At 39.9% G+C, this 13,297-nt stretch carries 14 protein-coding genes; 10 read left to right on the forward strand and 4 right to left on the reverse strand.

Annotation, left to right across the window (positions count from 1 at the left end):
- Positions 1–15 precede the first annotated feature (15 nt).
- Positions 16–2,019: a marine proteobacterial sortase target protein gene (locus I6F42_RS09330; protein ID WP_197151929.1), complete on the forward strand. Its 2,004-nt coding sequence runs from the start codon at positions 16–18 to the stop codon at positions 2,017–2,019.
- A 17-nt stretch (positions 2,020–2,036) separates the two neighbouring features.
- Positions 2,037–2,642: a class GN sortase gene (locus I6F42_RS09335; RefSeq protein ID WP_197151930.1), complete on the forward strand. Its 606-nt coding sequence runs from the start codon at positions 2,037–2,039 to the stop codon at positions 2,640–2,642.
- On the opposite strand, the gene I6F42_RS09340 is transcribed toward I6F42_RS09335, so the two are convergent.
- Entirely contained in the window at positions 2,537–3,496 is a 960-nt protein-coding gene (locus I6F42_RS09340) for a DMT family transporter (RefSeq protein ID WP_033013031.1), read from the reverse strand. The genes I6F42_RS09335 and I6F42_RS09340 overlap by 106 nt on opposite strands.
- A 119-nt stretch (positions 3,497–3,615) precedes the next feature.
- Between I6F42_RS09340 and proB the strand changes: the two genes are divergently transcribed.
- The 4 genes from proB to I6F42_RS09360 all read left to right on the forward strand — a co-directional run bounded on the left by proB (position 3,616) and on the right by I6F42_RS09360 (position 7,176).
- The gene (gene proB, locus I6F42_RS09345; RefSeq protein ID WP_197151931.1) at positions 3,616–4,719 is read left to right on the forward strand and encodes a glutamate 5-kinase; all 1,104 of its coding nucleotides are present in this window, start codon (positions 3,616–3,618) and stop codon (positions 4,717–4,719) included.
- 116 nt (positions 4,720–4,835) lie between these two features.
- Entirely contained in the window at positions 4,836–5,195 is a 360-nt protein-coding gene (locus tag I6F42_RS09350) for a glutaredoxin domain-containing protein (RefSeq protein ID WP_007581591.1), read from the forward strand.
- A 39-nt stretch (positions 5,196–5,234) separates the two neighbouring features.
- A complete protein-coding gene (gltX, locus tag I6F42_RS09355; RefSeq protein ID WP_197151932.1) occupies positions 5,235–6,719 on the forward strand; it encodes a glutamate--tRNA ligase in 1,485 nt (494 codons plus the stop codon).
- 157 nt (positions 6,720–6,876) lie between these two features.
- Positions 6,877–7,176, forward strand: a complete 300-nt coding sequence (locus tag I6F42_RS09360) for a hypothetical protein (protein WP_021032137.1) — start codon at positions 6,877–6,879, stop codon at positions 7,174–7,176.
- 16 nt (positions 7,177–7,192) lie between these two features.
- On the opposite strand, the gene I6F42_RS09365 is transcribed toward I6F42_RS09360, so the two are convergent.
- Both I6F42_RS09365 and I6F42_RS09370 read right to left on the reverse strand, forming a co-directional pair.
- Positions 7,193–7,585, reverse strand: coding sequence for a hypothetical protein (locus tag I6F42_RS09365; RefSeq protein ID WP_197151933.1), 393 nt, complete (start codon positions 7,583–7,585; stop codon positions 7,193–7,195).
- A gap of 263 nt (positions 7,586–7,848) precedes the next feature.
- Positions 7,849–8,718: a CPBP family intramembrane glutamic endopeptidase gene (locus tag I6F42_RS09370; RefSeq protein ID WP_197151935.1), complete on the reverse strand. Its 870-nt coding sequence runs from the start codon at positions 8,716–8,718 to the stop codon at positions 7,849–7,851.
- Positions 8,719–8,830: 112 nt separating this feature from the next.
- On the opposite strand from I6F42_RS09370, the gene I6F42_RS09375 reads away from it, so the two are divergent.
- From I6F42_RS09375 to I6F42_RS09390, 4 genes are all read left to right on the forward strand, one after another.
- Positions 8,831–9,532 (forward strand): DUF3581 domain-containing protein, encoded by a 702-nt coding sequence (locus I6F42_RS09375; RefSeq protein ID WP_165725583.1) that lies wholly within the window; start codon positions 8,831–8,833, stop codon positions 9,530–9,532.
- A gap of 177 nt (positions 9,533–9,709) precedes the next feature.
- Positions 9,710–10,957: a DEAD/DEAH box helicase gene (locus I6F42_RS09380; RefSeq protein WP_024593280.1), complete on the forward strand. Its 1,248-nt coding sequence runs from the start codon at positions 9,710–9,712 to the stop codon at positions 10,955–10,957.
- 58 nt (positions 10,958–11,015) lie between these two features.
- Positions 11,016–11,996 (forward strand): sensor domain-containing diguanylate cyclase, encoded by a 981-nt coding sequence (locus tag I6F42_RS09385; protein WP_197151937.1) that lies wholly within the window; start codon positions 11,016–11,018, stop codon positions 11,994–11,996.
- 16 nt (positions 11,997–12,012) lie between these two features.
- Positions 12,013–12,210 carry a hypothetical protein gene (locus tag I6F42_RS09390; protein ID WP_024590050.1) on the forward strand — a complete coding sequence of 66 codons (198 nt, stop codon included), beginning with the start codon at positions 12,013–12,015 and terminating at the stop codon, positions 12,208–12,210.
- A 117-nt stretch (positions 12,211–12,327) separates the two neighbouring features.
- On the opposite strand, the gene I6F42_RS09395 is transcribed toward I6F42_RS09390, so the two are convergent.
- Positions 12,328–13,284, reverse strand: a complete 957-nt coding sequence (locus I6F42_RS09395; protein WP_024593278.1) for a methylenetetrahydrofolate reductase — start codon at positions 13,282–13,284, stop codon at positions 12,328–12,330.
- Between the last annotated feature and the right edge of the window lie 13 nt (positions 13,285–13,297).

The raw sequence follows: 13,297 nt of genomic DNA on the forward strand, positions 1-13,297 counted from the left end.
TCGATGGAGTGATTTATGTTTAAATTGAGTAAACCAACCAAAATGCTTACTAAGGTAAGCATTTTTATATTCATAGCGATTGTGCTGTTAGTGAGCTTTAAAAGCCATGCGCAATCACCCAAGTTAGAGCTTTTTGATAGTAATGGTGCGCCAGCAGGCCCAGCAATAATATTAAAAAGCGACGCCAATATGACCTTAACTGGCCTAATTAATCATGTTGTAGTTACGCAAACCTATCAAAACGAAAACCCGTTTGCAGTTAACGCGCGCTACGTTTTTCCATTGCCAGATGAAAGCGCTGTGCACGCCATGACAATGCGTATAGGTGAGCGAGTTATTAAAGGCCAAATTGATAAAAAGGTAGAGGCCGAAAAAAAATACGAGGAGGCTAAAAAAGCAGGCAAGCAAGCGGCCCTTGTACGCCAGCAACGCGCCAATATGTTTATTACGAGTGTGGCAAATATTGGTCCTGGTGAGCAAGTAGTAATTGAGCTTGAGTATCAAGAAATAATTGACTACAGCAGCGGCACATTTGCTATTAGATTTCCTACTACTATTACACCGCGTTATCACGCGATTAGTGGTGAAGTTAATACTCAAAATCAAGCGCATGTTAATCCGCTCCCAACGGGATGGTTAAGCCCTGTTTACAGTATTAAAAGCAGTACTCAAAATGATAACGTACCAAGCAGCCAATTTAGCTTAAACATTGATATAGACGTAGGCTTAGAGCTGGTTGATATCAATTCTAAATTTCATAATGTTGATGTACAAAACACCGCGTTTGGACAATATAAAATAGCGTTAAATGAGACAAATGCAGTTAATCGCGACTTTGTACTTGAGTTTAAACCGCTGCAAAAAGAGCAAGCTCAAGCCGCATTTTTTACTCAGCAGTTTGAAAATGGTGACCGATACGGGCTTGCTATGCTAATGCCACCGGGGGATAACTTTACACAAACTCAGCGCTTACCTCGCGAAATGGTATTTGTAGTTGATACGTCAGGCTCTATGCACGGGCAATCTATGGAGCAAGCTAAAAAAGCCTTGTTTTATGCGCTGTCATTACTTGATAGCGACGACAGTTTTAACATTATTGGTTTTGACAACATAGTGACTCCAATGAGCGATAAACCACTTATAGCCAGTGACTTTAATTTACGCCGTGCAGAGCGATTTATTTATAGCCTAGAAGCCGACGGCGGCACAGAAATACAAGGTGCGCTTAATGCCGTACTTGATGGCAGCGAGTTTGATGGTTTTGTACGCCAAGTTGTATTTTTAACTGATGGTAGCGTTAGTAATGAGGATGTATTGTTTAAAAATATTCAAAATAAATTAGGTGATAGCCGCTTATTTACAGTGGGTATTGGCAGCGCACCTAACAGCTTTTTTATGCGCCGAGCGGCAGATGTCGGTAAGGGCTCATTTACGTTTATAGGCAGCACAAGCGAGGTGCAACCTAAAATGCAGCAGTTGTTTGATAAGCTTGCACATCCTGCGATTACTAATTTGGCGCTAAGCGATGAAAGCGGTAACAACTTAGATTTTTGGCCATCACCACTACCTGATTTATATTTTGGCGAGCCTATCATGGTCGCTATAAAACTTAATAATGCTAAAAGTGTGGTACTTGCTGGGCAAACAGCACAAGGGCCTTTAAGTATTAAATTAAGTACACAAAATAGCTCAAGCGCTCAAGGTATAGCAAAACTGTGGGCGCGCCAAAAAATCAAGTCATTACTTTTATACAACGAGCAAAGTGTAGTTAAAGATGAAGTACAGGAGCTTGCGCTTACTCATCAATTACTTAGCCCGTTTACTGCTTTTATAGCGATTGAACAAACTCAAATAAAAGAAGTGGCAGAGCAAACGGCGCAAGCTACTAATGCATTACCACAAGGTATGGCAATGCGTTTACCGCAAACCGATGGGCAAAGCAGGTTACATATATTACTAGGCTGTATTTTATTATTGGGATTTGGCGCTCTTAAATTTAAACACAGAGCGAATCCCTAAATGAAAAGAGACTTAAAATGAAAAGGTGGCTAAGCGCGGGTTTACTAATAGCTGGGCTTGGATTATTTGGTCACGGTGCTTATATGCAGGCAAAAGCATGGCTTGCTCAAGTATTAATTGAGCAAGCATGGCAAGAGGCGCTTAAATCACCCGGCACTAAAGTAAAGCCGTGGTATTACGCCGACAGCTACGTGACTGCAAAGCTTGATTGGCCAAGTCATAATAAAACATTAAGTGTATTGGCTGGAGCGAGTGGTCGTAATTTAGCGTTTGCGCCTAGCCAATTTTTACCCGCAGGGGAGCTTGGCGGAAAAGAATTTGGAAACGAAAAGGGCGCGCTAATAGCTGGGCATAACGACACCCACTTTGCATTTTTACAAAACGCCAAAGTGGGAGAGGCGTTTACTTTGCAGCTGCAAAGTGGGGTGATTCAAAATTATAAGGTAACGGGGATTGAGGTTATTCATCAATCCCAAAACTCATTTTTACAAACACCTGGGCTGTATTTGCTTACCTGTTACCCTTTTGATTCGCTTGCCTCGGGTACTGATTTAAGATTGCTTGTATCTGCGCAAATGTCTTCGCCTGATTCACTAAGCGGTATATCAACCACGAGTTCTTGATGGCGCTGGCTTACCATTACGCCAATAAATACCACAAATATGCTCAGCCATTGCCAAACGTTGAGCACTTCGCCCAAAATAATAGCTGACAAAATAAGTGTAAAAATAGGAATTAAATTAGAGTATGCAGCAGCGGTTAATACCGATACTTTGCTAATAGCGTAGTTGTACATGCCGTAGCCGCCAAGGGTTACACACGAGCCTAAATACAAAATGCTCATAAGTGCGGTTAAGTCGTGTTGGTTTTCGCTTGGCAGGTCGATAAAAAACAAAAATGGCGCAAAAAACAAGCTGCCGCTAATACCTTGCAACGCAATTAAAGTAAGAGGCGAGTAGCGATTAGCTAAATGTTTAATACTTACGGTATAAAATGCAGCGCACACCATCGCCATAAGCTCTAAAAAGTTACCCAACAGCGGATTAGGTGCCTGCTCAGAACTGGGTGAAAGAAGCGTAAGTAAAATACTGCCGCCAATACACAGCGTAAAGCCGACCACGATGGATTTACTTATGTATTCTTTAAGTAATAAAAAGGCAAGCAGCGCAATAATAATGGGCAAGCACGACACAATAACCCCAGCCTGCGAGGCCGATGTGTATTCCATTGCATGGCCTTCAAATAAAAAGTACAAGCAAGGCTCAGCAAGCGACATACCCACTAAATACTTCCAGTCACCTTTTAAATACTCAAACCGAATAACGTAGCGCCATAAACAAAGCGACAAAACTAACGTGGTGAGCATGCGTAAAAATATCACCAATGCAGGGTCGTAAATAGCAATGGCGTATTTGAGCGCAATAAAAGAGCTGCCCCATAAAAAGGTGGCAATAATTAAACATAAACTGGCAGGCATAGAGAGTAATTTACTTAATTTAATAAAATCAGATCCTAGCATGAAAATTTTTAACTTGTTCAAAAATACCGAGCTGGTATAAATTAATTCATCTTTAATTAATCATTAGTAAAAAGCACATGCAAAGGGAACAGGTAATAGTTGTAAAGCTTGGTACAAGCGTACTAACTGGCGGCACCGATAAGCTAGACAAAGCACATATGGTTGAATTAGTACGCCAATGCTGCGAGCTTAAAAAACAAGGCCACCAGGTTATTTTAGTATCGAGCGGCGCGGTTGCTGCTGGGCGCGAACAACTATTAAAACCCTGTGGCAGAAGCTTAATTGATAAACAAATGCTTGCTGCAATTGGACAAGGTCAACTTATTCATATTTGGCAGAGCTTGTTTGGTTTATATGGGGTAAATGTGGGGCAAATGCTGCTTACTCGCGCTGATGTAGACGACAGAGAGCGCTACCTTAATGCCCGCGATACACTCAATGCATTATTAAATTACGACGTTGTACCCATCATTAACGAAAATGACGCAGTCGCTACCAGCGAAATAAAAGTAGGCGACAACGATAATTTATCGGCACTTGTCGCTATTTTGGCTAATGCTAATAAGTTACTGCTACTTACCGATCAAGAAGGGTTATTTACCAGCGATCCGCGCACAAACGCCGATGCCACCCTCATTGGTGAAGTAACACATATAAATGATGAGCTGCGACAACTTGCTGGTGGCAGTGGTACAAATTTAGGCACCGGCGGTATGGCGACTAAACTGCAGGCCGCCGACATTGCAAGGCGCGCAGGTGTTGAAGTTATTATTGCTAAAGGCGCAGGTAAAAACGTTATTTTAAAATGCATGAGTGACGAGTTACCAGGCACGCGTTTTTTAAAACTCACCGCTCCAAAAGATGGCCGTAAAAAATGGTTACTAGCCGGGCCTAAAAGTACCGGCCAAATTGTTATAGATGCAGGTGCTATTGGCGCCCTTCAAAATAAAGGCGCAAGCTTACTTGCTAAAGGCGTTACTAATGCATTTGGACGTTTTGAACGCGGTGATTTAATTGATTTAATAGATAATAAAAATCAAGTAATTGCACGGGGCTTAACGCGCTTTAGTAGCGTTGAAGTAAATAAAATAAAGGGTGCGCACTCTAGTCAAATAGGCCTATTACTCGATTACGATAGTGGCGCAGAAGTACTTCATAGGGATGATATGGTATTGCTATAGAAGCACTTTTAGTAAATTAAATTACTTGAGTGTAATTCTCGCAGTATTACACTTTTTTGATTGTAAATTTGTGCTAAAATCTGGCTCCTTAAATTGTTGTAAGCAGAGCACAGAACATGAAATTAGTTCGTTGGTTTTTAGGTTGTATAATTTTATTCTTTAATTTTGTATTTACTCCTCGCAGTAAAAAGCGTGCAAGCGACGAGCAAGCACAGCTTGATCAGCAAACCTCACAATTTAAACTGTATCAATTTAAAGCATGCCCGTTTTGTGTAAAAGTACGTCGCGCTATTAAACGCGAAGGCTTAAACATAGAAACGCGTGATGCAAAAGACAATGAGCAATATCGTCAAGAGCTACTAGAACAAGGCGGCAAAGTTAAAGTGCCTTGCCTGCGTATAGAGCAAAACGGCCAAGTACAATGGCTGTACGAATCAAACGATATTATTGCTTACTTAAACAAAGTAGCTGCATAAACCACTTTTATTATCTCACTTATTTAAAGAGAATATACCATGACAATTCGCACCCGTGTTGCCCCGTCGCCAACTGGTGACCCGCATCTTGGCACCGCTTATATCGCCTTATTTAACTACTGTTTTGCTAAACAACAAGGCGGTGAATTTGTACTTCGTATAGAAGATACAGACCAAGTACGTAGCACGCCAGAGTCTGAACTTGCGATTATGGATAGCCTACGTTGGTTAGGGCTTGAGTGGGATCATGGTCCTGATGTGGGTGGCGAATTTGGTCCTTACCGTCAATCTGAGCGTAGCGATTTATATAAAAAATACGCGCATCAGTTAGTTGACGATGGCAAAGCGTTTTACTGCTTTGCAACAAGCGAAGAGCTTGATCAAATGCGTGAAGAGCAAATGGCAGAAGGCCTACGCCCTAAATATGACGGTCGTGGTTTAAACCATACAGATGACGAAATTAAAGCAAACTTAGCTGAAGGCAAACCTTACGTTATACGTATGAAAATCCCAAGCGAAGGCACATTTAAGTTTAACGACTACTTACGTGATGAAATTGAGATCCCGTGGGAAAACGTAGATATGCAAGTGCTTTTAAAAGCGGATGGCTTTCCAACGTACTTTTTAGCGAACGTAGTTGACGACCACCATATGGAAATTAGTCATATTTTCCGTGGTGAAGAGTGGATTAACTCAGCGCCTAAGCTATTAAAGCTTTATGAAGATTTTGGTTGGGAAGCACCAGTACTTGGTCACTTACCATTGCTACGTAACCCAGATAAATCAAAGCTGTCTAAGCGTAAAAACCCAACGTCTATTAATTACTATAAAGAAATGGGCTACCTGCCAGAAGCCGTGCTTAACTACTTAGGCCGTATGGGTTGGTCAATGCCTGATGAGCGTGAAAAGTTCACACTTAATGAGATGATTGAAAACTTCGACATGAAGCGCGTATCGCTTGGTGGTCCAGTATTCGACGTAGATAAATTAAGCTGGTTAAACGGCATGTGGATCCGCGAAAATCTAACCGACGAGCAGTTAATTCAGCGCTTTGTTGATTGGAAGTTTAATGGCGAAATGTTAGCTAAAATATTACCAGAAGTTAAAACTCGTATTAATACGCTGTCGGATATGGTTGAGCTTGCAGGGCACTTTGTAGGTGGTATTCCAACTTACGATCCTTCGCTGTTAACAGCCGGCAAAGCAGACGAAAACGTGATTCGCCAAGCGCTACAATTTTTTGTATGGCAGCTTGAAGGTTTACGTAGCTTTGAAAAGCCCGCTATTTTTGCAATTGCAAAAGAAGTTGCAACATTCCACGAGCTTAAGATTAAAGACTTTTTAGAGCCAATATTTGTCGCAATTACTGGCAAAACGTCAAGTACGTCAGTGCTTGATGCAATGGAAATATTGGGGTCTGACTTATCACGTGCTCGTTTACGTGTTGCACTTGCTCATTTAGGTATTTCTAAAAAGCAGGCTAAAAATATAGAGCGTGCGTACCGCGAATACCCAAGTGCATAATTGCTAAAATGTACTTTTAAAAGCCGAGCTTTATTAAGCTCGGCTTTTTTGTTTCAGGCTGTTTAGCTATATGACATCGTATTTTGATATTGTTTAGCCTAAGCATTCACAATTTACTAAATGCTACAATGCGGCATATAAACTCATAGGAGGCAGTATGATTGCAACCGTTAAAAACAAAGCTATTTTTAGCAGTAATACATTTTCGATAAACCTTGTTACTTACCCAACTAATCACAGCGTAATGAACCATATTGACCCTGTGCAGCAAGGGCGCTATTACAAGCTCAACTTTGTATTAGAAAAACCTAAAGCGGGTGGGGTCTTTAAATGCTCAAAATGCATTATAAATTTATTTAATCGCGTGTATTTATTCAGACCCGATAAGTACGAACACAGCGTATCTAAAATCGAGTCTGGAAAGCGCGTACTACTTAGCTTTGCGCTTAATATATAATTTGCACTTTTACTTATTAATAGTCGTAGGCCTGTCCGGTGCATAAAACAGATAGGTCGCAATACGATACAGACGTTTCGCTACAAGAATTGATAGTAAAAGCATTCCCGCCTCTGCGCATAGCATCAGCTTTAAGTAAATCAATTGCGTTTGATTTAGAGCGATTGTAACTTACATTATTGCTGCCCATACCGTCGCCATCACAGCTCTCACCTTCTATTCGCCCTAAAAGTGTTGCGCCACTTTCGTGTGCTTCTTGGTCGCTATAAAACTGCTGTAAATCTCTTTTATTAACGTAGGTGCCAATTTCTTGAGATAAAACGCCGTTGTCTATATCTGTATGATAAGTCATGCCTGAACAACCCGTTATTGTGGCGAGCACTGTTATTGCCGTTATAAAACGTAGCATATTTATTAGTCCCTTAATTTATTTAATACCAATCTGCTTATATATGGGGGCTATTTAACGTTAAGAAAATTACGCTAAAACTAGGCAAAGATTTTTGTATCTAGTTGTTCTAAATAAAAAATTTTTAACGACGTTATAGTGAAATTTAATTCGTTAAATTGTTCAAAGGTTTATGCAGGTTGGTATAAAGTAGTAAATTACTAACAAAATCAAATGCGGGCAATGTTTACTACTAAGTAAATTGTTAGCATTTGTAAATGTATTTAGATTTTATTGAGCATAGGGTAAGTAAACAAAAAGAAGTGGCAAACATTAACCAACCAATGGCATAAAATAGCCCACTCTAAGCGCTGCGTTTTATAAAAAACATAGCCATACCCCAAGCCGGCAATAAATGAAACCAATACATAGTTAATTCCTCCAGCAAAATGTGCCAAAGCAAAAATACCTGCAGTAATTACAGGGGCAAGTATTGCTAAACGGGTAGGTGTAATTATTTTGCTAAGCTTAGTTTGTAGTAAACCTCGAAATAAAGCTTCCTCGGCAACACAGGTAAATAAAAGATTAATAGCCATAAAGGCTAACCAAAAGTCAGGAACCTTAGGGTTAAAGCTTACAAGTCCAAGCATTAAAGCCGCAGTGAGCGAAGCTAAAACAGTAGTAATAATTATTAAAGTAGCTTGTTTAACGTTTAATGGGTCTGCTTTATTAGAGTCTGCTTTTAAAGTTTTTTTATTCGAATAAAAGTAAGCACAAAGAAATAACCCAGCCATAGCTTTATCAAAGTTAGCATAAAGGGTAAAAGCAATCGCATCGCTTGTAATACGCTCGTTTATAACAATGGGGAGGTTATTAAAATCAGGCACCCAATGAAGTGCTAATGCCAATGAGGAGACTATAAAAACAGTACTTAAAGTAGCGCGTATTATTGGCTGTTTTGTATTTAGCACACAGTAGTATAAAACAACGTAAAGCCCGGTTAACAGCAGGGCATATAAATTTATATAACCTTGAAAATATGCACTTACAACACTTAAAGCTAGTAAGTAGTGCCAAAGGGGTTGCCGCATTATTGATATTTTGCAGTACGGAAAAACACATATAATTGATAGCGCTAATAAATAAAAGGTCATTGTTTTTTATTGCTCTGTTTTATTTAGCAACTAATCTAACAGATTCGACCTCTCAGTATTTTTTTTCTGGTAATATAGATAGGTTATAAGCAGTTTAAGCAGTGAACAAACTATGTTAAGTCCTTTTTTTCAGCAGCATGCTGATTATGTTTCTATCTCTCGTGAGCAGGGTTGTCGATTCGCTAAATGCGTTGCTGACGATTTTAATCCACTTCATGACAAAGATGCCAAAAAGTTTTGCGCGCCAGGAGACTTACTTTTTTCATTGGTACTAGACCGCTACGGTATTAGTGAACAAATGGAATTTACTTTTGCCGGTATGGTTGATGAAAACACCAAACTTAACTTCCCTGAAGGGGCTGATGAGTTTGATGTAACCAATGGCGAAAAAGTTATTTTAAAGGTAAAGCGCAGCGGTAAAACCAGCCAATGCCCAGCACTAACTAATAGTCTTATAAAAAATTATGTTGAGTTTTCTGGTACTACTTTTCCGCATGTAATTATTCCATTAATGGGCAAGCAAGAGGTAATGATAAACCCTGCTCGCCCAATGATTATTTACGAATCAATGCTTATCAATCTTGATAATCTTGATATTACAGAACCAGAACTTGAGTTTGCAGAGCCTAGTTTTGAGTATGCCGGTAAGCGCGGAAAAATTACACTACGTTTTAACCTGTTAGAAAACGGCGTTAAAGTGGGTAGTGGTGAAAAGCATATGGTAGTTTCGGGTATACGCGAATACTGCCAAGCAACAGTTGACGATTTAATAGCGTTTTACAACGAGCGTAAAGCGACACTAAAGCCAGCTTAAAGCTACAGCAAATTATAAAAGGCGCTAAATACAGCTGTTATTTAGCGCCTTTTTTATTGTTTTTAGCGCTAAAGTGAAAGTGAGCAACCACGATTAAATACTTTTCTGGACTGGTTAATTTACGCAGTACAGTAATATGCGTACAATAGCGCTCTTTGTTATTTTAAAGCTAAGCCTATGTCTGCCACTACGTTCTCATCACTTAATCTCGACCCGTTATTATTAACAGCGATTGAGCAAAATAATTACACTCAACCAACCGCAATTCAGATTAAAACTATTCCGCCTATTTTAGCCGGAAGTGATGTAATGGGCAGCGCGCAAACAGGTACGGGTAAAACTGCCGCCTTTGTTTTACCTTTATTACATAAGCTTTTAAATACCCCTAAAAAAGATGAGCAAGGCCTTGCACGTGTAGTCATTTTAACGCCAACCCGTGAGCTTGCTCAGCAAGTATTTGCAAGCTTTGAAAAGTACGCACAAGGCACTAATATCAATGGCGCTTTAGCCTATGGTGGCGCAAGTATTGGCCCTCAAATAAAAGCACTTAAAACAGCGCAAGTTATAGTGGCAACACCTGGGCGTTTGCTTGATCATATAGTTAAAGGCAGTGTGGTACTTTCAAGCGTAGACTCCTTAGTGTTTGACGAAGCTGACCGCATGCTTGATATGGGCTTTATTGATGAAATTAGACGTATATTGCGACATATCCCGGGCGATCGCCAAACTTTACTATTTTCAGCTACGTTTGATGACAGCGTGTTTGAACTCAGTAAAAAGTTACTTAAAAACCCAGAGCTAATTGAAGTTGATAAACGTAACTCAGCAGCCGTTGAAGTAGAGCAAGTTATTTACGCTGTAGATGAGGATCGTAAGCGCGAACTTGTATCGCACATGATTGGCATGAAAAACTGGCGCCAAGTGCTTATTTTTACTCGCACAAAACAAATGGCTGATCAGCTTGCTAAAGAAATGTGTAAAGACGGTTTAAAAACCGAATCAATCCATGGCGACAAATCGCAAGGCGCACGCGACCGTGCATTGCAAAACTTTAAAGAAGGTATTACACGCGTACTTGTTGCAACCGATGTAGCTGCGCGTGGTTTAGATATTTCTACACTTAGATACGTAATTAACTTTGAACTACCGTACATTGCCGAGGATTACGTGCACCGTATTGGCCGTACAGGTCGTGCTGGCGAACAAGGACTTGCTATGTCGCTGGTAAGTCTTGATGAGCAATGGCTGCTAGAAGAAATTGAAGTACTACTCGATACGCGTTTAACGCCGCAGTGGTTAGAAGGTTACGAGCCAGATCCTAATAAAAAGCCAAAAGATAATCGTAAAAATACTAACAAGTCGCGAAAAGATCGCGATAAAAAACGCATCACTGGTAAAAGAGAGCCAAGTAGACGTCGTAAATAATAGCTTTTACTTTGCTTTTTTGCCTATACTGGAGCTACTAAATAGCCGAGGTAAAGCAATGTTTGAAATTGATCAATGGGCATTTTCTGGTATTGATGGCCAAATATCTTTGCATAAATGGCAAAAAACAATCGACCTTATAACGGGGCTTTTTTCAGCCCCGTCTGGTTATATAGTTCAGGCAACAAGCAAAGGCTATCGCGTTGTTATTAGAAGTAACGAAGGTGGCTCTAACTTTGAGACCAATCCTATACTTCCTCCTCAAACACCTCTGTTTTGTCGCCACGTAGCTGAAACTAACAATACATTATATGTTAATGATGCAAGTAATAACGATACATGGAATACCCTACCAGAAGTAGTTGAAGACGGTGTTGAATCCTACCTAGGTTTACCTATTCATTGGCCTGAAGGCGAAGTGTTTGGCACGTTATGTTTAAAAGACACTAAAATAACAAGCTATACCGATGAATATTTTGAACTCATAGAACAACTACGCGATTTGATTGAAGACGACCTAGCGCTTGTGTATAGCTATGAGCAAATGCGCGAAATAGCCATGTTAGACTCATTAACGAATATTTATAATCGCCGAGCACTTAACTTATTAGCCCAGCAAAAACTTAACTTAGCGCTACGTTTAGGCTTTGACGTGTGTTGTTTGTTTATCGATATAAACGACTTTAAAAAATTAAACGACACCTGCGGACATGAAGTGGGCGACAAAGCCTTAATTATATTGGCAGATACGCTAAAAACGCATTTAAGAGATGCTGATATAGTAGGGCGCTTAGGTGGCGATGAGTTTGTTGCAGTAATGCAAGTAAGCGATAAAAGCAAGATTAACTACATCATGGATAAAATTTCGACTGAGTATTCAAAAGCCTTACTCAAAGAAGACGTTTGCGATTTATCGCTTAGTATTGGTTATAGTTTTACTAATAAACAAAAGCAGCCCTTTGAAGCGCTATTAAATGATGCAGACCACGCAATGTATAAAAATAAACAAGCGTACAAGCTCGCTAAAAAAGCACAATAATAAAAGGAGGTTCGTTATGACTCATGCCACACAAACTTGGCTAGTTTTTTCTGCGATAGGTTTTATTTTTTCCTTAGCAATAATAAGCTTATTTGAAACGTTCCCTAGCATTAGATTTATATCTAATGAGGGAATAATTTTTGGTGTTATGTGCTCCTCTATGGGGTTTGCCTTAAAAAGGCTTGAGAGTAATAACCAAAAACACCTTCAATAAATAGCTTAAGCTGCAAATCTTTACTTGTATTTATTAATTAATTTTTCAAAGAACGGACATAAAAAAGCAAGCCATGAGGCTTGCCAAGAAGGGTGTTAATTAGCTCTTACCTAGCCTTTAAGCTATTAGCTTTTCCGCAAGGTTTAATTCCATAATGGCTTTTAATAAACGGTATAAGTTAATTGACGCGTCAATTTCTTCTTTACGGTTTGTTAAGCTTTCAATATTTAGGCCCAGCGGTACATCTAAATGCGCACAGCTTTTAAGTATTAAGTCGAGGTTTTCGCGGCAAATACGGACTGATTCGCTTAATGTATTGTCTGCATCAAGCATGCGCCATTTAGTTGCCTCTGGCACTGAGATACCCAACCATTGCATAAAATCTAAGGTTTTTTCGCCGCCGCACGGGGTAAACGTTAATATAATACGTTGAGGTGTAATACCCTGTGCTTTACACGTACGTGCGTAGCTAGTAATTAGCTCTATAGTAGCTTGTGCGTCGTAAACAGCTTGCGATATAAAAAACTGACAACCTTGTGCTGTTTTTTCTATTAATCGTTCGTGCTCATTTCGTTTGCTTGAATGGCGCTCGGCAATAGTAACGCCACCTAAAAAGAAATCATCTGACTGCTCAGCCATCGCTTTATAAGCATCTGGCAGGCTTAGCTTTATATCGCCTATCGATGATGGGCTACCTACTAAAACAACATTTTGTAAATCGTAGTCGTTTTTAGTTTCACTTAGCCAATCTTTAAATTCGCCTACGCCACGCTGCGCCACACTCTTATAAGTAATTACATCTTGTGCAGATAAATTACGAAGTAAATGGCTGTATTCACGCGGATCAACGGTTTGTTTAAACGCAAATGGGCGGTCTTGGTTAGTTCGGCTGCTTTCGTCTTGAATGTCGTAAATTATCACACCGTCGTATTCAATTTCGTGTAAGCGACCTAATAGCTTTTCTGCAATGGTTTTTAATTGCGCTTTATCGGTGCCAATTTTAGGCGGGGTAGTACCAATAAGATAAACACCTTGGTTGGTGTCCACTATCTTCTCTTTTAGTGATAAAGCCATAATCCTCATTCCA

It is taken from the genome of Pseudoalteromonas sp. SWYJZ12, assembly GCF_015864395.1.
Lineage (GTDB): Bacteria > Pseudomonadota > Gammaproteobacteria > Enterobacterales > Alteromonadaceae > Pseudoalteromonas > Pseudoalteromonas arctica.

Bases quoted from the DNA above. Each gene is read 5' to 3' on its own strand.
- I6F42_RS09330 (WP_197151929.1), top strand. From the start codon at position 16: ATGTTTAAATTGAGTAAACCAACCAAAATGCTTACTAAGGTAAGCATT.
- I6F42_RS09335 (WP_197151930.1), top strand. From the start codon at position 2,037: ATGAAAAGGTGGCTAAGCGCGGGTTTACTAATAGCTGGGCTTGGATTA.
- I6F42_RS09340 (WP_033013031.1), bottom strand. From the start codon at position 3,496: ATGCCTGCCAGTTTATGTTTAATTATTGCCACCTTTTTATGGGGCAGC.
- proB (WP_197151931.1), top strand. From the start codon at position 3,616: ATGCAAAGGGAACAGGTAATAGTTGTAAAGCTTGGTACAAGCGTACTA.
- I6F42_RS09350 (WP_007581591.1), top strand. From the start codon at position 4,836: ATGAAATTAGTTCGTTGGTTTTTAGGTTGTATAATTTTATTCTTTAAT.
- gltX (WP_197151932.1), top strand. From the start codon at position 5,235: ATGACAATTCGCACCCGTGTTGCCCCGTCGCCAACTGGTGACCCGCAT.
- I6F42_RS09360 (WP_021032137.1), top strand. From the start codon at position 6,877: ATGATTGCAACCGTTAAAAACAAAGCTATTTTTAGCAGTAATACATTT.
- I6F42_RS09365 (WP_197151933.1), bottom strand. From the start codon at position 7,585: ATGCTACGTTTTATAACGGCAATAACAGTGCTCGCCACAATAACGGGT.
- I6F42_RS09370 (WP_197151935.1), bottom strand. From the start codon at position 8,718: ATGACCTTTTATTTATTAGCGCTATCAATTATATGTGTTTTTCCGTAC.
- I6F42_RS09375 (WP_165725583.1), top strand. From the start codon at position 8,831: ATGTTAAGTCCTTTTTTTCAGCAGCATGCTGATTATGTTTCTATCTCT.
- I6F42_RS09380 (WP_024593280.1), top strand. From the start codon at position 9,710: ATGTCTGCCACTACGTTCTCATCACTTAATCTCGACCCGTTATTATTA.
- I6F42_RS09385 (WP_197151937.1), top strand. From the start codon at position 11,016: ATGTTTGAAATTGATCAATGGGCATTTTCTGGTATTGATGGCCAAATA.
- I6F42_RS09390 (WP_024590050.1), top strand. From the start codon at position 12,013: ATGACTCATGCCACACAAACTTGGCTAGTTTTTTCTGCGATAGGTTTT.
- I6F42_RS09395 (WP_024593278.1), bottom strand. From the start codon at position 13,284: ATGGCTTTATCACTAAAAGAGAAGATAGTGGACACCAACCAAGGTGTT.